Origin of the sequence: Halothece sp. PCC 7418, from assembly GCF_000317635.1 — a bacterium.
Classification (GTDB): domain Bacteria; phylum Cyanobacteriota; class Cyanobacteriia; order Cyanobacteriales; family Rubidibacteraceae; genus Halothece.
This window is the reverse complement of the sequence record NC_019779.1, coordinates 2239514-2264487: the sequence shown is the minus strand read 5'-3', so window position 1 is coordinate 2264487 and position 24974 is coordinate 2239514. Positions and strand designations below refer to the sequence as shown.

General features: G+C 43.3%; 22 protein-coding genes. 12 read left to right on the top strand and 10 right to left on the bottom strand.

What is annotated here, in order from left to right; all coding sequences use genetic code 11:
* The first annotated feature begins 186 nt into the window (after window positions 1-186).
* Window positions 187-438 carry a hypothetical protein gene (locus tag PCC7418_RS10195; RefSeq protein WP_015226097.1) on the top strand — a complete coding sequence of 84 codons (252 nt, stop codon included), beginning with the start codon at window positions 187-189 and terminating at the stop codon, window positions 436-438.
* Window positions 439-509: 71 nt separating this feature from the next.
* The gene (locus tag PCC7418_RS10190; protein WP_015226096.1) at window positions 510-725 is read left to right on the top strand and encodes a hypothetical protein; all 216 of its coding nucleotides are present in this window, start codon (window positions 510-512) and stop codon (window positions 723-725) included.
* Window positions 726-786: 61 nt separating this feature from the next.
* Here PCC7418_RS10190 and PCC7418_RS10185 read toward each other — a convergent pair whose 3' ends face one another.
* The 4 genes from PCC7418_RS10185 to PCC7418_RS10175 form a co-directional block, all read right to left on the bottom strand.
* Window positions 787-1971 carry a 30S ribosomal protein S1 gene (locus PCC7418_RS10185; RefSeq protein WP_015226095.1) on the bottom strand — a complete coding sequence of 395 codons (1185 nt, stop codon included), beginning with the start codon at window positions 1969-1971 and terminating at the stop codon, window positions 787-789.
* Window positions 1972-2213: 242 nt separating this feature from the next.
* On the bottom strand, window positions 2214-2309 hold the full coding sequence (locus PCC7418_RS19845) for a photosystem II reaction center protein T (protein WP_015226094.1): 96 nt from the start codon (window positions 2307-2309) through the stop codon (window positions 2214-2216).
* Window positions 2310-2435: 126 nt separating this feature from the next.
* The gene (psbB, locus tag PCC7418_RS10180; RefSeq protein WP_015226093.1) at window positions 2436-3956 is read right to left on the bottom strand and encodes a photosystem II chlorophyll-binding protein CP47; all 1521 of its coding nucleotides are present in this window, start codon (window positions 3954-3956) and stop codon (window positions 2436-2438) included.
* A 226-nt stretch (window positions 3957-4182) separates the two neighbouring features.
* Window positions 4183-6729, bottom strand: coding sequence for a sigma 54-interacting transcriptional regulator (locus tag PCC7418_RS10175; RefSeq protein WP_015226092.1), 2547 nt, complete (start codon window positions 6727-6729; stop codon window positions 4183-4185).
* A gap of 129 nt (window positions 6730-6858) precedes the next feature.
* Here PCC7418_RS10175 and PCC7418_RS10170 point away from each other — a divergent pair, with 129 nt between their 5' ends.
* Together PCC7418_RS10170 and PCC7418_RS19405 are read left to right on the top strand one after the other, a co-directional pair.
* Window positions 6859-7407 (top strand): DUF4334 domain-containing protein, encoded by a 549-nt coding sequence (locus PCC7418_RS10170; RefSeq protein ID WP_015226091.1) that lies wholly within the window; start codon window positions 6859-6861, stop codon window positions 7405-7407.
* 17 nt (window positions 7408-7424) lie between these two features.
* The gene (locus PCC7418_RS19405) at window positions 7425-8819 is read left to right on the top strand and encodes an RsmB/NOP family class I SAM-dependent RNA methyltransferase (RefSeq protein WP_015226090.1); all 1395 of its coding nucleotides are present in this window, start codon (window positions 7425-7427) and stop codon (window positions 8817-8819) included.
* Between the two features lie 329 nt (window positions 8820-9148).
* Here PCC7418_RS19405 and purB read toward each other — a convergent pair whose 3' ends face one another.
* Window positions 9149-10444 carry an adenylosuccinate lyase gene (purB, locus tag PCC7418_RS10160; protein ID WP_015226089.1) on the bottom strand — a complete coding sequence of 432 codons (1296 nt, stop codon included), beginning with the start codon at window positions 10442-10444 and terminating at the stop codon, window positions 9149-9151.
* Window positions 10445-10817: 373 nt separating this feature from the next.
* On the opposite strand from purB, the gene nblS reads away from it, so the two are divergent.
* Genes nblS through PCC7418_RS10140 form a run of 4 tightly spaced genes read left to right on the top strand, consistent with a single transcriptional unit; the run spans window position 10818 to window position 15384 of the window.
* Complete coding sequence (gene nblS / locus PCC7418_RS10155) at window positions 10818-12812, top strand: two-component system sensor histidine kinase NblS (protein ID WP_015226088.1); 1995 nt, start codon at window positions 10818-10820, stop codon at window positions 12810-12812.
* Between the two features lie 13 nt (window positions 12813-12825).
* Window positions 12826-13329, top strand: a complete 504-nt coding sequence (locus tag PCC7418_RS10150; protein WP_015226087.1) for a pentapeptide repeat-containing protein — start codon at window positions 12826-12828, stop codon at window positions 13327-13329.
* The gene (locus tag PCC7418_RS10145; RefSeq protein ID WP_015226086.1) at window positions 13326-14456 is read left to right on the top strand and encodes a 5-(carboxyamino)imidazole ribonucleotide synthase; all 1131 of its coding nucleotides are present in this window, start codon (window positions 13326-13328) and stop codon (window positions 14454-14456) included. The genes PCC7418_RS10150 and PCC7418_RS10145 overlap by 4 nt, the downstream gene beginning before the upstream one ends.
* Window positions 14443-15384, top strand: coding sequence for a cation diffusion facilitator family transporter (locus PCC7418_RS10140; RefSeq protein ID WP_015226085.1), 942 nt, complete (start codon window positions 14443-14445; stop codon window positions 15382-15384). Before PCC7418_RS10145 ends, PCC7418_RS10140 begins: the two co-directional genes overlap by 14 nt.
* A gap of 16 nt (window positions 15385-15400) precedes the next feature.
* Here the strand turns inward: PCC7418_RS10140 and PCC7418_RS10135 are convergent, their stop codons facing one another.
* The 4 genes from PCC7418_RS10135 to PCC7418_RS10120 all read right to left on the bottom strand — a co-directional run bounded on the left by PCC7418_RS10135 (window position 15401) and on the right by PCC7418_RS10120 (window position 18548).
* Window positions 15401-15838, bottom strand: a complete 438-nt coding sequence (locus tag PCC7418_RS10135; protein WP_015226084.1) for an Rrf2 family transcriptional regulator — start codon at window positions 15836-15838, stop codon at window positions 15401-15403.
* 182 nt (window positions 15839-16020) lie between these two features.
* Window positions 16021-16923, bottom strand: coding sequence for an acetylglutamate kinase (gene argB / locus PCC7418_RS10130; protein ID WP_015226083.1), 903 nt, complete (start codon window positions 16921-16923; stop codon window positions 16021-16023).
* 145 nt (window positions 16924-17068) lie between these two features.
* A complete protein-coding gene (gene folE, locus PCC7418_RS10125) occupies window positions 17069-17764 on the bottom strand; it encodes a GTP cyclohydrolase I FolE (protein ID WP_041596231.1) in 696 nt (231 codons plus the stop codon).
* Window positions 17765-17819: 55 nt separating this feature from the next.
* Window positions 17820-18548 (bottom strand): SDR family oxidoreductase, encoded by a 729-nt coding sequence (locus PCC7418_RS10120; RefSeq protein ID WP_015226081.1) that lies wholly within the window; start codon window positions 18546-18548, stop codon window positions 17820-17822.
* A 302-nt stretch (window positions 18549-18850) separates the two neighbouring features.
* On the opposite strand from PCC7418_RS10120, the gene PCC7418_RS10115 reads away from it, so the two are divergent.
* The gene (locus tag PCC7418_RS10115; RefSeq protein WP_015226080.1) at window positions 18851-19738 is read left to right on the top strand and encodes an ATP adenylyltransferase; all 888 of its coding nucleotides are present in this window, start codon (window positions 18851-18853) and stop codon (window positions 19736-19738) included.
* Window positions 19739-19801: 63 nt separating this feature from the next.
* On the opposite strand, the gene PCC7418_RS10110 is transcribed toward PCC7418_RS10115, so the two are convergent.
* Window positions 19802-20167 carry a DUF2237 family protein gene (locus tag PCC7418_RS10110; RefSeq protein ID WP_015226079.1) on the bottom strand — a complete coding sequence of 122 codons (366 nt, stop codon included), beginning with the start codon at window positions 20165-20167 and terminating at the stop codon, window positions 19802-19804.
* Between the two features lie 204 nt (window positions 20168-20371).
* Here PCC7418_RS10110 and PCC7418_RS10105 point away from each other — a divergent pair, with 204 nt between their 5' ends.
* The 3 genes from PCC7418_RS10105 to PCC7418_RS10095 are packed head-to-tail and all read left to right on the top strand — an operon-like array spanning window position 20372 to window position 24871.
* On the top strand, window positions 20372-21499 hold the full coding sequence (locus PCC7418_RS10105) for a class I SAM-dependent RNA methyltransferase (protein WP_041596230.1): 1128 nt from the start codon (window positions 20372-20374) through the stop codon (window positions 21497-21499).
* Window positions 21500-21527: 28 nt separating this feature from the next.
* Entirely contained in the window at window positions 21528-23054 is a 1527-nt protein-coding gene (locus tag PCC7418_RS10100; RefSeq protein ID WP_015226077.1) for a YifB family Mg chelatase-like AAA ATPase, read from the top strand.
* A 26-nt stretch (window positions 23055-23080) separates the two neighbouring features.
* Window positions 23081-24871: an SLC13 family permease gene (locus PCC7418_RS10095; protein ID WP_015226076.1), complete on the top strand. Its 1791-nt coding sequence runs from the start codon at window positions 23081-23083 to the stop codon at window positions 24869-24871.
* The last annotated feature ends 103 nt before the right edge of the window (window positions 24872-24974 follow it).

Below are 24974 nucleotides of genomic sequence, written 5' to 3'. Positions count from 1 at the left end.
TTCTTCCATGCTCAGTGGAGCAGTTGCAATTAACCATTCAATGACTGATCAATTATTTGGTTATTAGTATTTTATACTCAAACCTCTTGATTTCAATCAACGATCAATAAAACTTAGTAAAATTAAATACGGTTTTAGCCTGATTGGAAATAGCCATATTAAAAAAATAGCAATCACTAAAAAAGTTTGTATGTTGAGAATACTGAACTTGAATACAACTATAAACAACTGGTGAAACGTCATCACCCTGATGTCAGTCCTTTTCGTCCTGAAGAAGCACAAGCACGATTGATATATATTCGCAGACTCGATCAAACGACGCGCAAATTTTGGGAGACACTAAAGCCCACCGCACTCATTTCACAAGAAACATTGCAACATCGCTTAAAAGCCCGAGTCCCTTATTTTCCCGAGAGTTTCTGGCATTGGTTAGAGTAACCAACAAGCACAATACACTTGTCAATTTGCTGGCAATAAGAGCAAATGTAGCAAGATTGTAGAGAGTTGCAATGGAATCTGAAATAGATCGCTTTCCCGTGAAATCGTTAATGGAGCGATATAGCATTACGCGCAGTGTCCTGTATAAGCGCCTCAAAGGTTTAGGGATTGTTCCCACGAAGTTTGGGCGACAGTCTTATGTAACGGGAAAAGAACTTACTCTACTGGATCAATTGCATGACCCCAATTGCAATCCAAGGGATGTTAATCGATGGAGAGTTGATTAATTCTTGAAAACTAAAAAAGAGGGCGTAAACCCTCCTTTTTCCATTCTTTCATGTGCTGACCTTATTCGTTTGCAGCAGATACAATTTCTTCCTCTTCGGTTTCAGGATCTACAGAACCATCTACAGTAGTCTCAGTATTGTCTGCAGTTACTTCGGTACTATCTGCAGTAGTCTCAGTTTCGGCTTCAGTTGTTTCCGCTTCTGCAGTTACTTCGGTACTATCTGCAGTAGTCTCAGTTTCGGCTTCAGTTGTTTCCGCTTCTGTAGTTTCACTGGGACGCTTACCAATCGGACCAAACTCTTCATTCAATTTAGCTTCAATTTCTTCACTGGCTAAACCTTGAGTTTGATATTGCAGTTTGCGACGGAATCGTTGCGCCATCTTATCCGCCTGCTCAAAGACTAACTCACGGTTATTGAGCATCGCGCCAGCAATGGGTTCTAACTGTTTTGTCGAGAGAGAAATCCGTCCCCGTTCTGCATCTAAATCAATAATCATTACTTTTAATTCATCATTGATATCAAAGACGCTGCTAGGGGTATCAATATGATCGTGGGAAATTTCGGAAATGTGGAGTAAACCACTCACGCCACCAATATCGATAAACGCACCATAAGGTTTGATACCGCGAACCGAACCAATGACAACTTCTCCCACTTTCAAGCCACTCATCTTCCGTTCTACTAAAGCACGGCGATGGCTGAGCACAAGACGATTCCGTTCTTCATCGACTTCTAAGAATTTGAGCGGTAAATCTTGCGCCACTAAATCTTCTTTCGGCTGACGAGTGCTAATGTGAGAACCCGGAATAAATCCTCTCAGTCCTTCAATACGAACTAATGCCCCACCACGGTTTGTGGCAAATACTCCTGAGCGCACGGTTGCATCTTCTGCTTGCAGTTGACGAACCCGCTCCCAAGCCCGCATATATTCGATACGGCGGATAGAAAGCGTTAATTGACCGTCTTCATTCTCGTCAGTCAGAATGAAAAATTCTCTTGTTTCCTCCGGTTGGAGAACTTCGTCCGGCTCTTCAACACGATTAATCGACATTTCCTGAATTGGAATATAGGCTGCGGTTTTCGCGCCAATGTCGATCAATGCTCCTCGCGGTTCGACGCTAAACACAACGCCAGGAACAATATCACCAGGGTTAAAGTGATAATCGTATTCGTCGAGGAGAGCAGCAAAATCCTCGTGAGTAAAACCAATGTCTCGATTCGATGTTGTGTTCTGACTGACCATGTGTGTTTCGATTCCTATGTTTTGATCTCCGTTGTGTTGATAGTTATTCCTCAAATCAGATGTACACTTAAGTTTACTGAGTAAAAATATGGTACAGACATTCTATTATAACTGATTTTTAGTTACATTTTAAGATTTGATCGTTATTGATCCTAACAAAACTGAACCCTCCTGCTTTCCCTTACAGAGAAGGAAGAGCAGGGATGATGGCTCAGTTCGTATCTTGAGTTAAAAAGCCTCAATTATTTATTAATGCGGGGAGGCTCACGGAACGCGATCGCGAAGAATAAAACCCCGATCGCGCAAGCCAATATAAGGATATATGCAACAGCTTCCATAATCTTAAATTTTCCTGATCCCTTCACCTAACAGTCTAACAGCAAATGCAAAAAATGCGAGAGAGAAAAAACACTCCCCTCTCGCTTGAGCAGACAAAAATTGTCCCTAACTGAACTTAAGCATGGTTAAACATTCCGAGTAGATTTGTCACCCACTTTCTGGAACGCACCCCATTCCACTTGTTCTTCCATATCGGCTTCTACACCAGCAAAAACGTCGCGATACAGCGTCCGCGAACCATGCCAAATGTGACCAAAGAAGAACAGCAGTGCAAACACCGCATGACCGAATGTAAACCAACCGCGAGGACTGGTTCGGAATACCCCGTCAGAGCCAAGAGTTGCACGGTCAAAGTCAAAGACCTCACCGAGTTGGGCTTTCCGAGCGTATTTTTTCACTTGGGCTGGATTTTCAAAGGTTTCGCCATCAAGAGCACCACCAAAGAAGCTCACCGTTACACCCATTTGTTCAATACTGTATTTGGATTCTGCACGACGGAAGGGAATATCCGCACGCACAACACCGTTTTCATCTTCGAGAACAACGGGGAAGGTCTCAAAGAAGTTAGGGAGACGACGAACCGTCAGTTCACGACCTTCTGCATCTTTAAAGACTGGGTGTCCTAACCAGGCTTGCGCTAAACCATCTCCTTGGTTCATCGGACCCACCCGGAATAAACCTCCTTTGGAGGGATTATTGCCAACATAGTCATAGAAGGCAAGTTTTTCTGGAATTTGTGACCAAGCCTCAGAACGGCTATAGCCTTCTGCCATGTAGTTATTGACCCGACGATCAATTTCTTCTTGGAAATAGCCTTGGTCCCACTGATAACGGGTCGGACCGAATAATTCAATTGGCGTAGTCGCGCTACCATACCACATGGTTCCCGCAACGACAAAAGCAGCAAAGAAGACCGCAGCAATACTGCTGGAGAGAACCGTTTCAATGTTACCCATCCGCAGTGCACGATAGAGCCGTTGTGGGGGACGCACCGCCAAGTGGAAAATACCAGCGATAATCCCCACAATTCCCGCAGCAATGTGGTGAGCAACGACACCGCCAGCATTAAAGGGGTTAAAGCCTTCTGGTCCCCATTCTGGTGCGACTGGTTGCACGTGACCCGTTATTCCGTAGGGGTCAGACACCCACATTCCAGGACCAAATAATCCTGTGAGGTGAAACGCGCCAAACCCGAAGCAAAGGAGTCCGGATAAGAATAAGTGAATCCCAAACATTTTGGGGAGGTCAAGAGCAGGTTCGCCAGTACGAGGGTCATAGAACAGGTCTAAGTCCCAATAAACCCAGTGCCAGCACGCTGCTAAGAAGAGTAATCCTGAGAGGACAATGTGCGCGATCGCGACCCCTTCAAAAGACCAGAAGCCAGGGTCAACTGCTGTTCCACCAGTGACACTCCAACCGCCCCAAGATTCAGTAACGCCCAAACGGGTCATAAAGGGGAGAACAAACATCCCTTGTCGCCACATGGGATTTAATACAGGATCACTGGGATCAAACGTTGCTAACTCAAACAACGCCATGGATCCTGCCCAACCTGCAACTAATGCGGTGTGCATTAAATGGACGGAAATGAGCCGTCCTGGATCATTTAAAACAACCGTATGAACTCGATACCAAGGTAGTCCCATCGACTACGCTCCTCCTTAATAAATGAGAGCCAACATTTACAAAAATTTTACATCATTCTTTTTTATACTGAACTTAGCGCCAAAGGGGGTAGCCAATCTAAATTGCTATCCTTCGCGGGTAACAAGTTCTGAAAAAAACTGAAGATTATTTAACAAAGTGTAACTTTTGTTAGACAAGATGGCAAGAAACGGTGAACAGTTATCGGTTACCAGTAACCCATTATTCCTAGACAATCAACTGCCAAAATAAGACACTCAAGGTCAAGATGGCTAAATGTTGGGGCAAAAGCGACCATAAGGAACTACGCTGGATTTTTTGCGTCAAAATCACGGCTAATAAGCTGCCAACAAATAAAGCGACTCCTTGTAAAAAATTAATCACCGCAGGATGAGCAACGGCAATGGGAAATCCTTCACCGTTGAAGCCAAAGGTTGCTAACGCCACTGGAATCAGTCGTCCTCCTTCTCCTAACCCTAAATCGAGATAGTGAGCAAGATTCGCCCCTAAAACTAGGGGTAAATAACCATAAGCACTTTCCACAAAAGGAAGTGGTTTTAGTTGTATTTTTTTGGGATCAAGAAAAGTTTTCAGTTGATGCAGAAGTCCCATGGTCACTTGGGCGAAGAGGGGAATGAGAGCGGGTAAACTTAAAAGGGCAACGGAAATGGCAAAATGTAGCCAAAAATTGTCTAAATTCCAGTTCAAACCGAGATGCGCTTGAATATCTGGGAGACGATGGAGAAAGACGACATCTAAAAGCAAGAATAATAAAGCCACTTCATAAGGGCGCGGTTGGTGAGTCGTCCATAACTCAATTCCAGGTGGACGTAAATTGACTTCTACGGAACGATGGGGACAGGCTTTAAGGCAGGTCATACACAAGACACAATCCCGATTATCTTCGAGTTGGGCAGGATGGGAATATAAGGGACAGCCCATCGTTTCTTGTCCTTCTCCTTTTTCGGGTCCCCCTTTATAACATTGATAAGTGGTGCATTCTGCGGAACAAGTTCCTTGTTGCGCTCGCAGTTCGGTCATGGAGAGTTTGGCAAACATTCCATTCATCCCCCCAATGGGACATAAATAGCGACACCAAAAACGGCGTTCAAATAGCAGAGAAAAAATAATTGCACCTGCGGTGATGAGGAGGAGTAAGCAAGCAGATAAATAGGCGGTGTCTTCTAAGTTCCACAGTTCTTCCCAGAGTAAAATTAAGGCAAATAAGCCAAATAAAAACCATCCCCCCCAACGTTCAGCAGACTGACGGGGCCATCGTTTAAGTTCCCGCGGGAATAGCCAGAGAGAGATTTTCTGGGTGAGTTCCCCATAAATCATAAAGGGACAAACCGCGCACCAAAGTCGTCCCACAAAGGGAAATGCAATCAGGATTCCGGGCCACCACCACGCCCAGAATAAGTTAAGAGCAAAGTTTTCGGAACGGGTTTGCGGTCCGAGAAATAAAATTGCAACCACAAGGGTAAATGCAGGGAGAACAAACCAATAATTCAATCGGTCTGGCCACCACGGACTCCTCAAGAAACGTCGGAAACGAGGAAAGGTATTAAGGAGATTGAGGCGCAGTTGTTTTTTCTTGCTTTGGGAGGGCCAAACAATTTCTTCTGTGAGGGCTTGTCCTGCGGGGAGTTGGACGATCGCGCGACGAATTAAATTTTCTAATTCTGTTAAATTATTAGGGAAATCATAGGCTTGTAAACGACGGATGGCTTCTGGGGTGACTTTCGGTTTGGTTAACCCTTTTCGCCGACAAACCAAGCTGATGTAATAGTTCACTTGGTCGCCAATATCGCTTTTTCGCACCCGTAGCGGGGGAACTTTGATCCGACGTTTTACCCAACCGTCTAGTTCGGGAATGGTTTTTTCTGAAATTAAGATGATACGAGCTTGGGAGGTTTTGGGAGCGGGTGGTGGTTCGTTAATGCGAGGGACGGGGATGTAGGTGTGATCTTTGAGAAGTTGCGCGATCGCGCCCAGCAATTCGGGATCAATTTCTTGAATATTATTTAAGATCAGCGTTCCTTTTCCCAAGGCTTCCAGCAAGCCAAATTTTCCATTAGCCCGTCCAAATAACTCCGCCCCACTTGCTTGTAAGGTACTACAATCAACTTGAATAATCGGTTCTCGACGGTCAGAAGAGCCAAAATGAATCAACGCAGCAGCGTTATCTTTCCCTAAGCCCGGTTCCCCGAAAATAATTACTGATTCTCGATTTTCTGAGGCTTGTTTAATTTGTTGTCGTAACCGCACCGCATAGCGACTTCTCCCGATAATACCTCGTCGCGCTTTCGTCACCAGATAAGGACGCAAAATGTAAGCCCTTTCTTGTTCAAAACTGAGTTGTGAAGAAACCGAAGCGAGTTCTTCTGCTAACTGTTGCGAAAACACTTGAGCAATTTCTGGATATTGACCAATCAACTCTCGCATTTTATCGCTTTTAATAAACCAAAACCGACATTCACTTTGGGTAATAACGGTTTCTCGGGTAGGTTGATCCAGAATTAACGATTGCAGATTGATAATGCTACCTGGTAGCAAACTCACGCTAGAAGAAACTTTTGAAGTCTCTTCACTCTCGGCTTTTCCTGATTCCAAAATATAGAGTCCAAGCGGTTGGGTTTGGGCTTGAACAAGGGTTTGATTCGCGCCAGTCGTGCGTTGTTGTAAAAAGGGCGCGATCGCGCTGAGTACCTTTTCGGGTAATATGGTTAACGCCGTTCGTTCTTGCAACCAAGTCACTAATTTGGGAACACTCATCCGCTTCCCTCCCATTTAATTTTTTAATTGATATTTTATGATGAAAAAAGGAATTTCTTGGTTTTAGGTCTGCTAACTTTTTAAAATGTTACTTTTATGTTAATTTTCCCTAAGTAATTAATTCCGATTATGAATACTTTAGAAAAGATTAATCTCATTCAAAAAAAAAGAGAGACAACAACGGAAGAAGCCTTAACGATTTTCGATGAGTTAGCAGTTGCAGATTTAGACTTTATGATCGGACAGTGGCAAGGATTTGGTATCCATACCAATCATCCGATGGATGGTTTATTAGAGCTTTTTGATTGGTATGGCAAAGAATTTATCAGCCCAGAACAAGTGCATCCTTTATTATTTTTAGATCAGGATGATCAAGTCATTGCAATTAAGCCTGATCCTGCGCTCATGAAATTAGCAGCACGCTGGAACTTTCCCAAGGCGAAGATTTTTAAGTTGCTCTTTCGTTTAGGGTTTCCCCTCTTAACAACTCAGAGGTATAAAGCACGATTACGGATGATGGAATATCGTCAGAAAGTTAGTGCAACAATGATTTATGATCAGTTACCGATTCAGGATACATTTCGGAAAGTTGATGAAGATACTGTTTTTGGGGTAATGGACTTTAAAACAGTACCACAACCTTTCTTTTTTATGTTGAAACGAGTGGAATCAGCTTAATACTTGAATTTTGAATTGTGACTACAGAAACTTTATTAGAACGCTATGAGTCCTTAATTGATGATCCAGAAGCCTTTGCCAGCGCGATCGCGCAACCGCTTCCCACTTGCATTCGGGTGAATCCCCTCAAAACAACATCCGTAGCCGTGAAACAGTTTCTGGAGTCTCAGCATCTCTGGTTTGAACCCTTATCTTGGTATCCTGATGCGTTCCGTATCCGCAACTGGGAAAAACCTGGCTTAACCCTTCCCTTTGCTAGCGGTTGGTATAACTTACAAGAAGAAATTGCGTTAACTGCTGTCAAAGTGCTTGATCCGCAACCGGGAGAGCGCGTTATAGACTTGTGTGCAGCCCCTGGTGGGAAAACCGTGCAAATTGCAACGCGGTTACAGGGAACGGGAATGGTAGTCGCCAATGAAGCCCAAATTTCTCGCCTCTCACAATTACGAGCAATGTTAGATCGCATCGGAGTCTCAAATGTCATGATGAGTAATTATGATGGGACTTCGATTCCGTTGCAAAATCATTCCTTTGATCGCGTGTTGGTCGATGTTCCCTGTTCTGGGGAGGGAACATTGCGGAAAGGAAAAATGACCCGTAAACAGCACCGTCTTCGCTACAGTGAAAAGATTGCGACAACGCAAAAGAAATTATTGCATCGTGCCTTACAACTGGTTAAACCGAATGGGATTATTGTATATAGTACCTGTACCTTTGCCCCAGAAGAAAACGAAGCGGTGATTGATGCGGTATTAGGAGAGCGTGGGATTCTGGAATCGGCTGCAATTTCCCACTTAAAAGGAATGTCAGGGCTGCAACAATGGCAAGGACAAACCTTTCGCAAAGATTTAGTGGAGGCACAACGCTATTTTCCTCATTTTAATGATACAGGGGGATTTTTTGTTGCTCGGATTCGACGCAGTGAAAGTCATTTAGAACCCACAGCAGCCCCTAATGAAGTTTCACGGGAATTTCAACCGCAAGAGGTTGAAAACGCTCGTTATCTCCAATGGTTTTCTGAACGATTTGGAATTGATCCAGATGTTTTTTCTTCGTTCCAGTTATGGAAAAAAGGGCAAGATAAATTTTGGCTAGCTGATTTGAGTTGTCAACCCACATTCGAGGTTGAAATACAAACGTTAGGGATTCCTTTAATGAGAACTAGCTATAAACCCACCACTTGCGCCTTACAACGGTTCGGATCGGATATCACTCGTAACGTTGTTTCTTTAGATGATTTTAGTGCAGTAAAACGCTTTTTCTTAGGAGAATCCCAAGCGATTAACGCCTCGGTAGAATCGGGTTTTGTTCATGTGCGTTATGATCATTATGAATTGGGATGTGGTATCTCTAAAAATGGCTTGCTTCACTCCCAAATTCCAAAAGGCTTACGGCTTAAAATTTTAGCTTGAAGCAAGGATAAGCAGGAGATGACATGATTGAACCGATTAATTTTTTAGTTCCCCTCACCTTACTCGGTTTAATTGTTTTAGCAGCCGTTTTTTTTGTGTCTCGTTCCAGTTAGATTCCAGTCGGGCTTTGGAAGGAAGAAATCAGAGACGGTTGCTAACAGTTAGATCAAATAAGATGCGCGATCGCGCGGAAAACTCGCCAAATTATCTGGCAAAATATCGGTTTTTCATTAGGAATTAAAGGACTATTTAGGGCTTGCTGAAAAAATTGCCAACTCAGTAAGAGGACTATTGCATAGGCGAACAGGAGTTCGCCCTAAAAGAATTAACTAAATACCTAACCGTTGATAAATCTCATCTAAGTTTTCTAAATGGTGTTGCGGATCGAAACAACCTTCAATCTCACTTGCGGATAGCGTTTTCTGAACCGTTGGATGGTTAGAAACTAAGTGATAAAAATTACCATCCATTTGATTCCATGCTTGATGGGCGCACTCTTGCACCACTTGATAAGCCTCTTCCCGCGTCATCCCTTTTTCGACTAAGGTGAGTAAGACTCTTTGACTAAAAATAACACCGCCATACACATTCATATTGCGCTGCATATTTTCGGGATAGACTAAGAGATTTTTCACTAAATCCGTTGTCTCGTGAAGCATGAAGTGAGTTAAGATGCAGCTATCAGGAAAGATGACGCGCTCTGCCGAACTGTGGGAAATATCTCGTTCGTGCCACAGGGCGACATTTTCTAAGGCGGTCATGGCGTTTCCACGTACCACGCGGGCGAGTCCTGTTAATCGTTCGGAACGAATGGGATTACGCTTGTGAGGCATTGCAGATGAGCCTTTCTGCCCTTTGGCAAAGTATTCTTCCACTTCTAAAACGTCCGTGCGCTGTAAGTTGCGGATTTCTACTGCAAAACGTTCGAGAGAAGCGGTTAAGACCGCAAGTTGTTGCAAGAATTGCGCGTGCCGATCGCGCGAAATGACCTGTGTGGAAGCGGTATCCGGTTGCAAGCCTAATTTTTCACAAGCTAGGGCTTCCACTCTGGGATCAATATTGGCATACGTCCCCACAGCACCGGAGATTTTACCCACAGCAATTTCATTGCGGAGATGAATCGCGCGATCGCGATGACGAAAGATTTCCGCTAACCACCCTGCTAACTTAAACCCAAAAGTGATTGGTTCAGCATGAATACCGTGCGACCGTCCCACCATCACGGTATAACGATGCTGTTGCGCTTGATAGCGAATCGCTTGGGCAAGAGATTCAATTTCCTCTAGAATTAAGTTTAGACTTGCCACCAACTGCAAGGCAATCCCCGTATCCAAGACATCGGAACTGGTCAAACCGAGATGAATATAGCGTCCCGCCTCCCCCACATATTCATTCACATTGGTTAAGAAAGCAATGACATCATGACGGACTTCCTTTTCAATTTCCAGTACCCGTTGCGGATCAAAATCAGCTTTGGCTTTAATTTCTTCTAATGCCGACTCTGGAATATACCCTAACTCTGCTTGCGCTTCACATACGGCTAACTCGACTTGCAACCAGGTTTTTAACTTGGCTTCCGTTGTCCAGAGATCGCCCATTGCAGGCAATGTATAACGTTCAATCATATCGTTTCATTTAAAACACAACCTTATTATCCTAGCTTGCTTGATTGAGTTTCCATAACATAGCAATTATGGGACTGGTGAGATACATTCTTAATTTTTGTTCTTCGTTCTTTGTTCTTTGTTCCTTGGTAACTGGTCACTGTTTTCAACAGACTCAGCAACGCTATAGCGATCCTAAATCATTTGTAACAAGTTGATTAACCGTTCCCCCCTTAGAAAGGGGGGCTAGGGGGGATTAATTTACAATTCATTTGGGATTGCTATATATTACATTTCAGTAAACAAAGAATAATTTATCAGAAAGGCAACTCAGGAAATATGCGAAAATGAAAGGGGAAATCTTGTCGCGATCGCGCATGAAGGTGTTAGTGCATTGAATACAATCCGAGAAATTCTTGCCCGTTGGTGGTCAGAATTCACGCTGCAAACTCGTTTAATGGCTGTAGGAACACTCGTCGTTTCGTTAGTGATGAGTGGCTTAACGTTTTGGGCAGTTAACACCATTCAACAAGATGCACGGATGAACGATACCCGCTTTGGACGGGACTTAGGACTCCTTCTCGCTGCAAATATCGCCCCTCTTGTCGCAGAAGATAACCTCACTGAAGTTGCTCTCTTCTCAGGACGATTTTACAGCAGTACCTCCAGTGTCCGCTACATTCTCTACGCTGAACCCGATGGCAAAATTCGCTTTGGGATTCCCTTTTCCGAAGCTGAAGGAGATAACACCCTCACCATCCAAAGACGAATCCAACTCCCCGACAGTTACTATCCCGACTCAGAAAACCCTCTCGTGCGTCAACATTCGACACCGAATGGAGAAGTGACTGATGTTTTTGTTCCTCTGAATTACGATAATGAATATCTCGGTGTTCTTGCTGTTGGCATTAATCCCAACCCCACAGTTGTCGCTTCTTCTAACTTAACCCGTGATGTCACCATTGCTGTGTTTATCTCGATTTGGGCGATGGTGATTTTAGGGGCGGTCTTTAATGCTTTAACGATTACCAAACCCATTAAAGAATTATTAGTGGGTGTGAGAAATATTGCTGCCGGGAATTTCAAGCAACGCATCGAACTCCCTTTAGGAGGAGAGTTAGGGGAACTGATTTCGAGTTTCAACTACATGGCGGAACGCCTGGCGCGATATGAAGAACAAAATATTGAAGAACTGACGGCGGAGAAAGCAAAACTGGAAACACTGGTTTCGACCATTGCTGATGGTGCGGTTCTCATTGATACTAATTTAAATGTGATGTTGGTTAACCCCACCGCCGAACGGATTTTTGGTTGGGAAGGGCGAGAAATAACAGGACAAAATGTTCTCCATCATCTTCCCCACGAAGTCAACATGGAAATTAGTGAACCGTTGCAAGAAGTGATTGCAAAAGCCACAACAGAAGGAGAACAAAAAGATCATGTTGAGGAAAGCTATAGGGAGGGCGGAGAGTTTCGCATTACCCTCAGTAGCCCTCATGAACGAACCGTTAGAATCTTACTCACTCGCGTCTTAGACCAATATCGAGAAACGATTAAAGGGCTAGCGATTACCGTCCAAGATATTACGCGGGAAGTGGAGTTAAACAAGGCGAAAAGTCAATTTATCAGCAATGTTTCCCACGAATTGAGAACACCGTTATTTAATATCAAATCCTTTATTGAAACTCTCGCTGAATATGGCGAGGAATTGACGCAAGAGGAACAAAAAGAGTTTTTACAAACGACGAATAGTGAAACGGATCGTCTGACGCGCTTGGTGAATGATGTTCTCGATTTATCCCGTTTAGAGTCCTCAAAAGTCTATCAGATGAGTGCGGTTGATTTGAGTCAGCCCATTGAACAAACCCTACGGAGTTATCATCTCAACGCGAAAGATAAAGAAATTGAACTCTTGCAAGAGGTACAACCCGATTTACCGCCCGTAATGGGAAACTATGATTTACTGCTACAAGTGTTTGCGAACTTAGTCGGAAATGCTTTGAAATTTAGTAAACCAGGCGGAAAAGTGATGATTCGGGCGTACTTACTCGATCCTGAAGATCATCCCTATCATCCCAGTCCACAAGTGCGGGTAGAAGTCGCTGATACAGGGATTGGGATTGATAATGAGGATCAAGAAGCCATTTTTGATCGCTTTTTCCGTGTCGAAAATCAGGTACATACTTTAGAAGGGACAGGCTTAGGATTATCTATTGTCCGCAATATTGTGGAAAAACATCACAGTATGGTGCGTTTAGTGAGTGAGTTAGGGGTGGGGACAACTTTCTGGTTTGACTTACTCGTCCATGAATCGGTGTTAGATAAAAATGAGGATGGACAAGCAACCCTCAAAGATGAACAATTAATAGTGAATTCTGAATCGAATTAGTTTTTTATTAAAAATGATGACAAAAATGACTCAAATTATTAGTTTATTGCTAGCTTGCGTTGTGTTGTTCTTGCCGTTGGATGCCCAGGCCCAAACTTCTACTCGCTTTCAACGACAATCGTTGATTAGTGCTGATCTCTCGGGGGAAGATTTATCAGGAGAAACCCTACAACTGCGAGAGATTTCAGATGCGAATTTAAGTGCAGCGGATCTCAGTGATACTGATATGCGAGGATCGATTTTTACGGCTTCTGTGATGAAAGATGCGAATTTACATGGGGCTAATTTTACGTTTACCGTCCTCAATGGGGTTGATTTTACCAATGCTGACCTCAGTCAAACTATCTTAGAAGATGCGATTCTCAGTCGGGCAACGTTTGAAAATACGGATATTACTGGGGCTGATTTTACGAATGCGGTTCTCGATAGCCGACAAATTGATCAGCTTTGTGAAACGGCAAGTGGTGTCAATGAGGAAACAGGTATGGCAACACGGGATTCTTTGGGGTGTCTATGAGTCAGCGTGTCGGTGTCATTGGCGGGGGACAACTCGCCTGGATGATGGGACAAGAAGCGCAAAAACTCGGCGTTTCTTTCTGGGTGCAAGCAGCCCATTCCGATGATCCTGCGGTTTCTATTGCTGAGAACAGTATTATTGCGCCGTTGTCAGATTTAGAAGCGACGGCACAACTGGCTGAGAATTGCGATGTGATTACGTTTGAGAATGAGTTTATTGATCAGTCGGGGTTAAGTCGCTTGCGCGATCGCGTGGCGTTTCGCCCCAGTTTAGCCTCGCTTGCGCCGTTATTGGATAAGTATGAACAACGCTGTTATTTACAGGAGTTGGGCTTACCGGTTCCTGCCTTTAAGACGGTGATTGCGGGTGAAACGGAGTTTCCTGTTGAGGAGTTACCTGTGGTGGCGAAAGTGCGACGACATGGCTACGACGGACAGGGAACATTTATTATTCCAGATCAATGGTCTTTAGATCAGGTCTGGGAAACCTTAAAAGGGGAACAAGTGCTGCTGGAAAATTTTATTCCTTTTGAGTCTGAGTTAGCAATCATGGCAGCACGGGGGGTGAATGGGGAAACTGTGACTTATCCTGTGGTTGAGACCTACCAACGGCATCAGGTGTGTCAACGAGTGATTGTCCCAGCACGGATTTCGGAGACTCTAGAAGCAGAAATTCGCGCGATCGCGCAAACGATTCTCTCGGCACTGGATTGGGTGGGGATTTTTGGCATTGAGTTATTTCTGACGGAAGATCATCACATTCTTGTCAATGAAATTGCCCCTCGCACTCATAACTCAGGACATTACACGCTAGATGCTTGTGATGTTTCCCAGTTTGCCATGCACTTAAAAGCGGTTACGGGTGAGACACTCACTGCACCGCAAATGCAAGCTAAGGCAGCAGTGATGGTCAATTTATTAGGGTATGAATCAACAGAAAACCAATATTTAGACAAGCGTCAACAACTGTCCTCTCTCCCGAATACTTATGTTTACTGGTATGGGAAAACTCAAGCTCGTCCAGGACGCAAGTTAGGTCATGTTACTGTTTTAGGAGAAAGTATCGCCCAAGCCAGCGCGATCGCGGATCAAGTTTCGGAGATTTGGTATCCTCATGACGACAACTGAAACTGATAATCGCCCCCAAGTTCGCCGAGTGCTAATTCTGACGCTCATTCTCAACTTATTTGTAATGGGCTTAAAATTAGTCGTCGGTTTTTTCACTGGTTCACTAAGTATTAAAGCTGATGCCCTCCATAGCTTTACCGATAGTGCAAATAATGTTCTCGGTTTAGTGAGTAATCAGTTTGCTTCCCCACAGCCCGATCGCGAACATCCCTATGGACATCAAAAGTATGAAGCACTGGGGGCGTTAGGCATTGCTGCGTTTTTAGGGATTACCTGCTTTGAAATTATCCAGCGCATTGTCCAGCGTTTATGGGAAGGGGCAGCAGTGATTCAACTGAGTAGTTGGGAACTATGGCTGTTAATTATTGTCTTAGGGGTGAATATCTTTGTTGCCTTTTACGAGCGTCATCTGGGTCACAAACTGGATAGTCCGATCTTAATCGCTGACTCCTACCACACAATGGGCGATATCTGGATTACCCTTGTGGTTATTTTAGGCTTGGTGGGAATGTGGCAAGCGCAAATTTGGGAAATCCCCCAACTGCGATGGTTAGATGTGATTCTAGCCCTTCCAGTGGCTCTCTTAGTGCTGAAGAGTGGTTGGAAAGTCTTGCGAGAGAACTTACCCTGGTTAGTGGATGAAATTGCGATTCCACCAGAAGTCATTTATCGCATTGCTTTGCAAGTTCCAGGCGTTCTCAACTGTCATGAGATTGCTTCTCGCGGTGTCGTCGGACGACAAGTCTTTATTGAGATGCACATGGTTGTAGATAGTGATGATGTGGAAACCGCCCATGATATTACCGAAGCAGTAGAACAAAGACTCGAAGAATATTTTAGTCCAGCACGAATTTTAATTCACATTGAACCCCCAGAATATCAATCCAATCAAATTAGTTTTTCTGATGATTCTCACCAAGCAAATTAGACAGTTTCCACACCTTCTAAATGTAGTACATTAAATCAGCTTCCTGCTGTTTGCTATTGCGCTGTTCTGCTAAGGTTTGTAGGTTATGCTGTTGTAGTTGCGTTTCAATATGCTGGTCAATTTCTTGCCAAATCTCTTGTACAACCGCTTGTTCTGGGGTGTAAATGGTCGGAGATTCTTGATTCACCATTTCTGAGCCTTCAAGACAGTTCACGATATCAAGGAGGGTAATTTTCCAAGGCTCTCGTGCCAATAAATAGCCTCCTTTTGCCCCACGCTGACTTTTCACAACTCCTCCTCGGCGTAGCGTTGCGAGGAGTTGTTCTAAATATCGATCCGATATATTTTGCTTTTCGGCGATTTGCCGAATTTGGATAGGTTCTTGTTTTTGATGGTTAGTCACTAGCTCTAAAAGAGCAAGAAGAGCATATTTGGTTTTACAGGAAAGTTCCACAATAAGCGGTTACTGAATAAGCTAAAGCCTCTCTAAACATTATAGGGGTCATTGGTTCACAGTACAGCGACCCTCCTATAATAAAAAGGTTGGAAAGATGGAATCCACATCGGAGATCACAACAATCAAAACTTTGTGGGCATCCCCCATAGTCGTCTGATTGAGCAAATTAAATACAAAGCTCAATTAGTAGGACAGTGGTATTCTGATGCAACAATCATCGAACCAATTCCCCGATCACTAAAGATTTCAAGCAGGATAGAATGAGGAAGCCGTCCATCAATGATATGAGCAGCACGAACGCCTTGGGCTAAAGACCGCACACAACACTGCACTTTCGGAATCATTCCCCCAGCGACAATCCCATCTGCAATCAGTTGTCGGGCTTCTCGGATATCAAGATGAGTAATTAGGGTCGCAGGATCTTGATAATCCTTCAATAAGCCAGGAGTATCGGTGAGGAGGATGAGTTTTTCCGCGTTGAGAGAGGCTGCGATTTCTCCAGCAACGGTATCGGCGTTAATATTATACGCTTGTCCCGTTTCATCAGAGGCAACGGTGGAAATAACGGGGACATATCCTGCATTAATTAAAGATTCGACTAATTGCGGATTCACTGAACTCACTTCACCCACAAAACCAATTCCTTCTTCTCCTCGCGGGCGTGCGGAGATGATATTCCCATCTCGTCCACAAATCCCGATCGCGCTTCCCCCCGCTTGATTAATCAGAGCCACAATTTCTTTATTCACTCGCCCCACAAGCACCATTTCCACCACATCCATCGTATCCGCATCCGTCACCCGCAAACCGTTTTTAAACTGCGGTTCAATGCCTAATTTCCCTAACCAACTATTAATTTCGGGTCCACCACCATGGACAACAACCGGGCGCATTCCCACACAAGAGAGAAAGACAATATCCCGAATCACTTGCTCTTTCAGGGCTTGATCTTTCATTGCAGCCCCCCCATATTTAATCACGACGGTTCGTCCCGCAAACTTTTGAATATAAGGGAGGGCTTCACTGAGAATTTGGACGCGGTTGGCTTCTTGTTGATTAATCGGTTCGCGATCGCTGCTCATTTGATCTGAAATGGCTCTATCAAATTATTAATCCTAACAGGATAAACGCAAAATGAATCCCTGATTAAAACAATTTTGCAGTTCAACCAGGGATAAAATTAATCTGCTATGAACACTGACCAGTGGTGTTACCAGTCGTTACAATTTAATGAAAGCTCGGTTGATGGCGAATCAAGTTAAGAAACTCCTCACGAGTTTTATGATCTTCTTGAAAGACCCCTAACATCGCACTGGTGACTGTCCAAGAGCCAGGCTTTTGTACTCCTCGCATAACCATACACATATGGGTTGCTTCCATCACAACAGCAACCCCTTGCGGATCAAGAATGGTCTGAATCGCTTCGGCAATTTGACGGGTGAGACGTTCTTGCACTTGCAAACGCCGAGAATACATTTCCACAATGCGAGCGAGTTTACTTAACCCCACTACCTTCTGATTGGGGATATAGGCAACATGAGCTTTGCCCATAAACGGTAACATATGATGCTCACACAGACTAAACACATCAATGTCCCTCACCAGCACCATTTCATTGTGTCCTTCGTCAAAAATAGCACCATTCACAAGCTCCTCAAGAGACTGTTCATACCCTTGGGTCAGAAACTGCATCGCTTCAGCGACTCGTTTAGGCGTTTTTAGTAGCCCTTCTCGTTCGGGATCTTCTCCTACCCCCTGCAATAGCGTTCTCACCGCGCCCATCATTTCTTGCATTTGGGGCTCTTGAGTGTTGTCTTTGGTCACTGCTGCTTCAACCGAGGAAGCAGTATCGAGAGACACTTGATTGGTTACTTTTTTCACTGAACCGTTGGACATTGAACTGTTGGATGAAGCAATTGTCATAACTAAGCGTAAATTTCCTTACCTCGTATATTTTCTTAAAAACCTAAACTTGGGCTTAGAGCGCCCCAGCACTAGGCATTAGAGTCATTTCCTCAATCACTGCTTGTGGGGGCATTAAAGCAGCTTGCACGATGGTTTGAGCCACCACTTTTGGGTCAAGCATCGCCGAGCGATCAAGTTCCATTTTCACAGTGTCGGTATCCCACAGAGGAGTATTCACCGCACCAGGAGCAATACTAATGACACGAATGCCATTTTCTTTTTCCTCTCCAGATAAAGCCTTAGAAAGGGTAATCACTCCCGCTTTACTCACACTGTAAGCCCCCCAACTGGGAAACGGATTATGAGCAGCAATGGAAGCAACATTAATAATTGTTCCTCCGCCACGATTCCGCAGTGTCGGTAAAACCCCTTGAATACATTGAAAAACACTGGTTAAGTTGAGATTAATAACTTGTTGCCAGTCTTCGAGAGGGGTCTCATGCAGTGGGTTGGTGTAGCCCATCCCCGCATTGTTGACTAAAATATCAATACCGCCAAAATCAGTAACCGCTGCTTGAAGTTGGTCTTTTACAGTCGCAACCTCTGCTAAATCAATCAGATACGGCTTAACTATAACCTGACCTTCGATTTCAGCAATGACATCCTTTAATCTCTCTTGTGAGCGTCCTACCAGAGCAAGATCCACCCCTGCTTGTGCAAAGGCGCGGGCGGTTTCTTTCCCAATACCGCTACTTGCCCCTGTAATCAGAGCTTTTGGGCGACTCTGGGACTCATCATCCATACTTCCTCCAAAATTAATAATCAATTAAAGCCTCATTTTTCTTTTCCCTCTTTCCGCTCCAAAGTCCTATCTTGTTCTCTGAAGAAGGATTCAACCTGATCTTGCCATAGGAATCTGATTTTAAGATGAAAGCGCGATGGTGAGGACATGGGATAACTTCCTCAAGTGGGGAAAAGTCAATGACTCAGCAACGGCTTACACTCTTTTTTTAAAAAATGTAAAGTTTCTAAGCCTTGCCTATTCTATCACCTGATCTGGTATTAATCGATTATTGTCTATAATTGTTTATCTTGAGAAAAACCATGATCTTACTTCCCGATCAATTTTGGCAGCAGGTGGAAGCAACCACAGCCAGCGCGACGGCTTCTGGGGCGTTACAGCCAATCCCGACCGCTTATGAAATCATTGAGTGTCAGGGGATTCCATTTTTAGTTAGGATTTTAACCCGATTAATCAAGAAAGAAGAAGAAAAAGCAAAGCAAGCGGAATATAAAGAGAAAACAGGTCAAAACTTTGATCCGTTTCTCCCTTATGAAGAAGATTTATTTGTGAGCGATATTTCCGACACTCATCTCTGTTTACTGAATAAATATAATGTGGTTGATCATCATTTATTAATTGTCACTCGTGATTTTGAAGAGCAAGAAGATTTAATTAATCATGCCGATTTAACCGCCCTTTGTGCTTGCTTAAAACAAATTAATGGTTTAGGCTTTTATAACTCAGGTCAAGATGCAGGAGCTTCCGTTAGACATAAACATTTACAGTTAATTCCCAAGTCTCTTGCTCCCGATTTTAATCAAATTCCGATTACCCCCGCCTTCCAAAATACAGATTATTCAAAGACAATTCAACAAGTGCCTTTGTTTCCTTTTTCACATGGGTTTGCTTGGCTTAATTTAGATTGGACAGCTTCTCCTGAAAATTTAGCACAAGAAGTATTAGCTAAATATAAACAATTACTAGAAACGATTAATTATCAATCGGGGGTTGCCTATAACTTTTTGATGACTCGTGAGTGGATGTTCATGGTTTCTCGAAAACAGGAAAAATTTCAATCAATTGGGATTAATTCTCTCGGTTTTGCAGGGGCATTATTAGTTAAAACTCAAGAGGAATTACAACTTGTGAAGGAAGAAACCCCTCTTAAGATTTTAACAACTGTTGCTCAAGACAAAAGCACTAATTAAGAGTAGGGTGGGCAATGCCCATTTCCTATTCCAATGAACAATGAACAAAACTAAGAATTACGATCAATCTTTTGCATATTGCTTTAAAGTGTCTAAAGAAATGACTTCCAATGCACGGGCATGAGTTGAAGCTAAAATAACAGGTGGGGCAACACCCGCTTGTCGGGCTTCTTCCCATCGAGAAGCACATAAGCACCAACCGTCTCCTGGTTTTAGTCCTGGAAAATTAAACATTGGTCGCGGTGTACTTAGGTCATTTCCTTGACCTTTTGTATAGTCTAAAAACTCGGCTGTCATTTCTGCACAAACTACGTGCATTCCAAAGTCTTGACCGCCAGTATTGCAGTAACCATCGCGATAAAAACCTGTTTGCGGGTCGTTACAGCACAGTTGTAAAGGGTCTCCTAGGACGTTTTTGGCTTCAGTCATTATGATTTATAATGGGATTAATATCGTCATTACCTATTGTGCCAAATTTATTTGATCTGAACCTCTTTCTAAAGAAATTGGATATTGATTAACCACAAAGAACACAAAGGGTTTGCAGAGTTATGTTCGGTTTTGATAGATAAGATTTTGTTTGAAGCAGTTGAAAGAGTTTATATTACATATTTTCGAGCATAGAGTTTCTCAATAATGAATCAATATTTTGCGACAGTAGCACGAGGACTAGAAGAGCTTGCAGCGCAAGAATTAACCGAGTTAGGGGCAAAAAAAGTGACTCCTACTTTTACAGGTGTGGAATTTCAAGGGGATCAAAAACTTCTCTATCAAGTTAATCTTTGGTCGCGCATTATTTTTCGGGTTTTAGTGCCGATTATGAAGTTTCCTTGTCAAAATTCGGAAGAACTTTATGAGGGAGTACAAGAAATTAATTGGGATCATTATCTCTCACCTGAAGAAACATTGGCGGTGCATTGCACGGGAAAAAATGAACAGTTGAATCATAGCCATTTTAGTGCGCTACAAGTGAAAAACGCGATCGCGGATCAGCAAAGAGATCACTTTGGACAACGGTCTAATGTTGACGTAGAATCTCCTGATTTGATTATTAATCTTCATATCGAAACGACACACGCGATCCTCAGTTTAGATAGTACGGGAGATAGTTTACATCGTCGAGGGTATCGCCCTGCAATGGGAACCGCGCCCTTAAAGGAAACTTTTGCCTCTGCTTTATTAGCGATGACCGATTGGGAAACTGATTTACCTTTACTTGATCCAATGTGTGGATCGGGAACATTCCCCATTGAAGCGGGTTTAAAAGCCTTAAAGATTGCACCTGGATCATTTAGAAAAACCTTTGCTTTTGAGAAATGGTCTGATTTTAATCGGGAACTTTGGGAACAAGTCAAAACTGAAGCCAGACAGCAAGAATTATCAACACTTCCTGCAGGAATTTATGGGCGCGATCGCGCTTGGGAAATGTTAGAACAAGCCCAAGTAAATGTGGAAAATGCAGGACTAGATAATCATATTAACTTCACCCGCATGGAACTTTCACAACTCGAACCCCCAAGCGATCAAGGGATTATCATTTGTAATCCTCCCTACGGCAAACGTCTCGGAGAAGTGAAAGAATTAGGGCATCTGTATAAAGAACTGGGAGATATTTTCAAACAACGGTTTAAAGGTTGGATCGCTTATGTTTTATCGGGGAATAAAGAACTGACCAAAAAAATTGGGTTAAGAACCTCAAAACGAATTCCTGTTTATAACGGGTCGCTTCCTTGTACCTTGTTAAGATATGAACTCTTCTGAATAGTTTGATTAAGGGTGAGGAGAAAAAATGCTTGCTAGGATTTGGAGTGCAGCCATTGTTGGCATTGATGCGGTGAAAGTGGGTGCAGAAGTGGATGTTTCAGGAGGACTCCCAGGCATTGTCGTGGTGGGATTACCTGATACCGCCGTCCAAGAATCACGGGAGAGAGTGAAAGCAGCCCTAAAAAACTCGGGGTTTGCCTTTCCCATGCGTAAAATTGTTATTAATCTCACCCCTGCGGATTTACGAAAAGAGGGTCCCAGTTTTGATTTACCGATTAGCGTTGGCATTTTAGCAGCCTCAGAACAAGTGGATGGCAGCTTATTAGGGGATTATTTATTTCTCGGAGAAGTTTCTCTCGATGGCAGTTTACGTCCCATTGCTGGGGTGTTACCCATTGCTGCAACGGCGAAAAAACTGGGGATGGCGGGAATTGTTGTTCCTGCGGATAATGCCCAAGAAGCTGCGGTAGTGGAAGGATTAGCAGTTTATGGTTTTCAACATCTCTCGGAAGTTGCCCAATTTCTCAATCAACCCGAAAAATATCAGCCGATTGAACTGGATGCAAAAGCCGAACTCAACACCCAGTTTGTGTCTTGTCCCGACTTAAAAGATGTGAAAGGACAAATCCACGCCCGTCGCGCTTTAGAAATTGCAGCCTCTGGCGGTCATAATCTTATTTTGGTCGGACCCCCTGGCAGTGGGAAAACCATGCTGGCGAAGCGATTACCTGGAATTTTACCCCCGTTATCCTTTGCAGAGGCGTTAGAAGTGTCTCAAATTTACTCAGTGGCTGGTTTTCTCAAAGATCGCGGATCGTTAGTGAAAGAACGACCCTTTCGCAGTCCCCACCATTCCGCCTCGGGACCCGCATTAGTGGGAGGGGGGAGTTTTCCCCGTCCTGGTGAAATTTCTTTGGCCCACAGGGGCCTGTTGTATCTTGATGAATTGACCGAATTCCGACGGAATGTGTTAGAGTTCCTGAGACAACCTCTAGAAGATGGATCAGTGAGTGTTTCTCGCACCCGTCAATCCGTTGTTTTTCCAGCAGAATTTACGTTGATTGCTAGTACAAATCCTTGTCCTTGCGGGTACTATGGCGATCCGATTCAACCTTGTACTTGTTCGGCGTATGTGAGAGAAAAATACTGGGCGAAGTTATCGGGTCCGTTGATGGATCGCATTGATTTACAGGTGACGGTGAATCGGTTAAAGCCAGAAGAAATGACAAAACAAGATATGGGAGAATCTTCAGAGGCGATTCGGAAACGGGTAATTGCAGCCAGAGAAAAAGCGCGCGATCGTTTTCAAAATGAAGAAAATATTAGTCATAATGCCCAAATGCAAAGTCAACAGTTGCGGAAATATTGCCAATTGGATGAGACCAGTCGCACCCTTTTAGAAAATGCAATTCGCAAGTTAGGATTATCTGCTAGGGCAATGGATCGCATCTTAAAAGTTGCCCGCACGATTGCCGATTTAGCGAATACTGAGAATATCGAACCCTCTCATATTGCCGAAGCCATTCAATATCGGGCGCTCGATCGCGCTTAATTAACCAATCACTAACGACAAATTTTATGTCAATCGCATTAACACTGAGTATCTTAATTTTTGCCCTGATTTGTTTTGCAACAGAGTGGTTTCCTGTTGATTTTACGGCGTTGATTGTTGCTATTTTATTAATGCTATTTGGGATTGTCACTCCAGAAGAAGGCATTTCTGGGTTTAGTAATCCCGCAACAATTACAGTCATGGCAATGTTTATTTTGAGTGCAGGAATTTCGCGCACAGGTGCGATTCAAGTGGTGGGTGATTGGTTATTAAAATGGGGAGGACGAACAACCCATCAACAAACCTTTATTATGGGGGGTGTCGTCGGTGGAATTACTGCCTTTATTAATAATACGGCTGTGGTTGCGGTTTTTTTGCCGATTATTGAAGATTGGTGTAAAAAACAAAAAATACCCGTTTCTCGGATGTTAATGCCCCTTTCTTTTGCCACAATTTTAGGGGGAACGATTACTTTAATTGGAACATCGACCAATCTTTTAGCCAGTAGTATTTCTGAACAACTGGGTTATGGTTCGTTTGGACTATTTCAATTTACAGAAGCAGGAATCATTAAATTTGTTGTTGGTTTACTCTATCTTTCAGTTGCCTCTCCTTGGTTACTTCCCCATCGCCAACCGAATAATAATAGCTCTTATGCTCAAACCTATCAACTCAAAGATTATGTTAGCGAATTAGTGATTTCTCCTCGTTCTAATTTAATTAAGCAAACCCTACGTTCCAGCGAAGTGCAACGAAAATTTGATATTGATGTTTTAGAAATTATCCGAGATGGGGTTCATTTTTCTCAGCCTTTGGCGGATAAAGTTTTAAATGCAGGTGATATTTTATTAGTGCGCGGAACAAAAGAAGAACTGTTACGCATTCGAGATGAAAGAGGATTGGATATTCTTCCTGATGTGAAGTTTCAAGATGATACTTTAACTGATCAACTGACCGATAATGAAGAAGGAATTGCAGAGATTTTAATTCTTTCTAACTCTCGTTTAGTGGGATCAACCTTAAAAGATTTACGCTTTCGACAACGATATAATGCAACCGTCCTTGCGATTCGTCGTGGGGAAGAAGTATTGCGCGATCGGTTGGGGAAAGTTCCCTTACGATTTGGGGATTTATTATTAGTGCAGGGGCCAAGAGAAAGTTTATTAGGCTTTCAAACAACACGGGAATTATTAGTCATTGAACAAGGAAACCGTGAAGGATTACGCTTAGATAAAGCCCCCATAGCCAGCGCGATCGGCTTGAGTGTTATTCTTCTGACTGCTTTTAATATGACACCAATTTTAGTCAGTGCTTTAGTTGGCGTTGCTTTGATGGTACTTACAGGTTGTCTCAAACCAGGAGAAATTTATGGCGCGATTCGATGGGATGTTATTTTCTTACTCGCGGGTTTAATTCCCATGGGAATTGCGATGGAAAAATCCGGTGCAACCACTTGGCTAGCGGATAAAATTTTGATTGTCGGTAACAATTTCTCTGGATTTTGGGTGTTAATTTTCTTTTATTTTGTCACCACCATCCTCACTGAAATTCTATCTAATAATGCTTCTGTTATTTTAATGATTCCCATTGCAGTTAAAGTGGCGGAATCTCTCACTTTAAATCCATTTGCGATTATGTTTACTGTTACTTTTGCTGCTTCTAATAGTTTTATGACCCCCATTGGTTATCAAACCAATACAATGGTTTATAGTCCAGGGGGATATCGCTTTCGAGACTTTACTCGGTTTGGCGCACCTTTGAGTTTGATTCAGGGAATCATTACGCCATTTTTAGTAATTTGGCTTTATGGATTATAAGTTGTTGCTATAGCAATCCCAAACTTTGACCATTCGACAGGTTAATCAACCATAAACATCCACCGACTCGCTTTGTCCCTCAATAAACTAGGAAACGCTATAT

Bases quoted from the DNA above. Each gene is read 5' to 3' on its own strand.
- PCC7418_RS10110 (WP_015226079.1), bottom strand. From the start codon at position 20,167: ATGACTGAAGCCAAAAACGTCCTAGGAGACCCTTTACAACTGTGCTGT.
- PCC7418_RS10150 (WP_015226087.1), top strand. From the start codon at position 12,826: ATGATGACAAAAATGACTCAAATTATTAGTTTATTGCTAGCTTGCGTT.
- folE (WP_041596231.1), bottom strand. From the start codon at position 17,764: ATGACAATTGCTTCATCCAACAGTTCAATGTCCAACGGTTCAGTGAAA.
- PCC7418_RS10145 (WP_015226086.1), top strand. From the start codon at position 13,326: ATGAGTCAGCGTGTCGGTGTCATTGGCGGGGGACAACTCGCCTGGATG.
- psbB (WP_015226093.1), bottom strand. From the start codon at position 3,956: ATGGGACTACCTTGGTATCGAGTTCATACGGTTGTTTTAAATGATCCA.
- PCC7418_RS10190 (WP_015226096.1), top strand. From the start codon at position 510: ATGGAATCTGAAATAGATCGCTTTCCCGTGAAATCGTTAATGGAGCGA.
- PCC7418_RS10115 (WP_015226080.1), top strand. From the start codon at position 18,851: ATGATCTTACTTCCCGATCAATTTTGGCAGCAGGTGGAAGCAACCACA.
- PCC7418_RS10100 (WP_015226077.1), top strand. From the start codon at position 21,528: ATGCTTGCTAGGATTTGGAGTGCAGCCATTGTTGGCATTGATGCGGTG.
- PCC7418_RS19845 (WP_015226094.1), bottom strand. From the start codon at position 2,309: ATGGAAGCTGTTGCATATATCCTTATATTGGCTTGCGCGATCGGGGTT.
- argB (WP_015226083.1), bottom strand. From the start codon at position 16,923: ATGAGCAGCGATCGCGAACCGATTAATCAACAAGAAGCCAACCGCGTC.
- purB (WP_015226089.1), bottom strand. From the start codon at position 10,444: ATGATTGAACGTTATACATTGCCTGCAATGGGCGATCTCTGGACAACG.
- PCC7418_RS10175 (WP_015226092.1), bottom strand. From the start codon at position 6,729: ATGAGTGTTCCCAAATTAGTGACTTGGTTGCAAGAACGAACGGCGTTA.
- PCC7418_RS10170 (WP_015226091.1), top strand. From the start codon at position 6,859: ATGAATACTTTAGAAAAGATTAATCTCATTCAAAAAAAAAGAGAGACA.
- PCC7418_RS10185 (WP_015226095.1), bottom strand. From the start codon at position 1,971: ATGGTCAGTCAGAACACAACATCGAATCGAGACATTGGTTTTACTCAC.
- PCC7418_RS10120 (WP_015226081.1), bottom strand. From the start codon at position 18,548: ATGGATGATGAGTCCCAGAGTCGCCCAAAAGCTCTGATTACAGGGGCA.
- PCC7418_RS10140 (WP_015226085.1), top strand. From the start codon at position 14,443: ATGACGACAACTGAAACTGATAATCGCCCCCAAGTTCGCCGAGTGCTA.
- PCC7418_RS10095 (WP_015226076.1), top strand. From the start codon at position 23,081: ATGTCAATCGCATTAACACTGAGTATCTTAATTTTTGCCCTGATTTGT.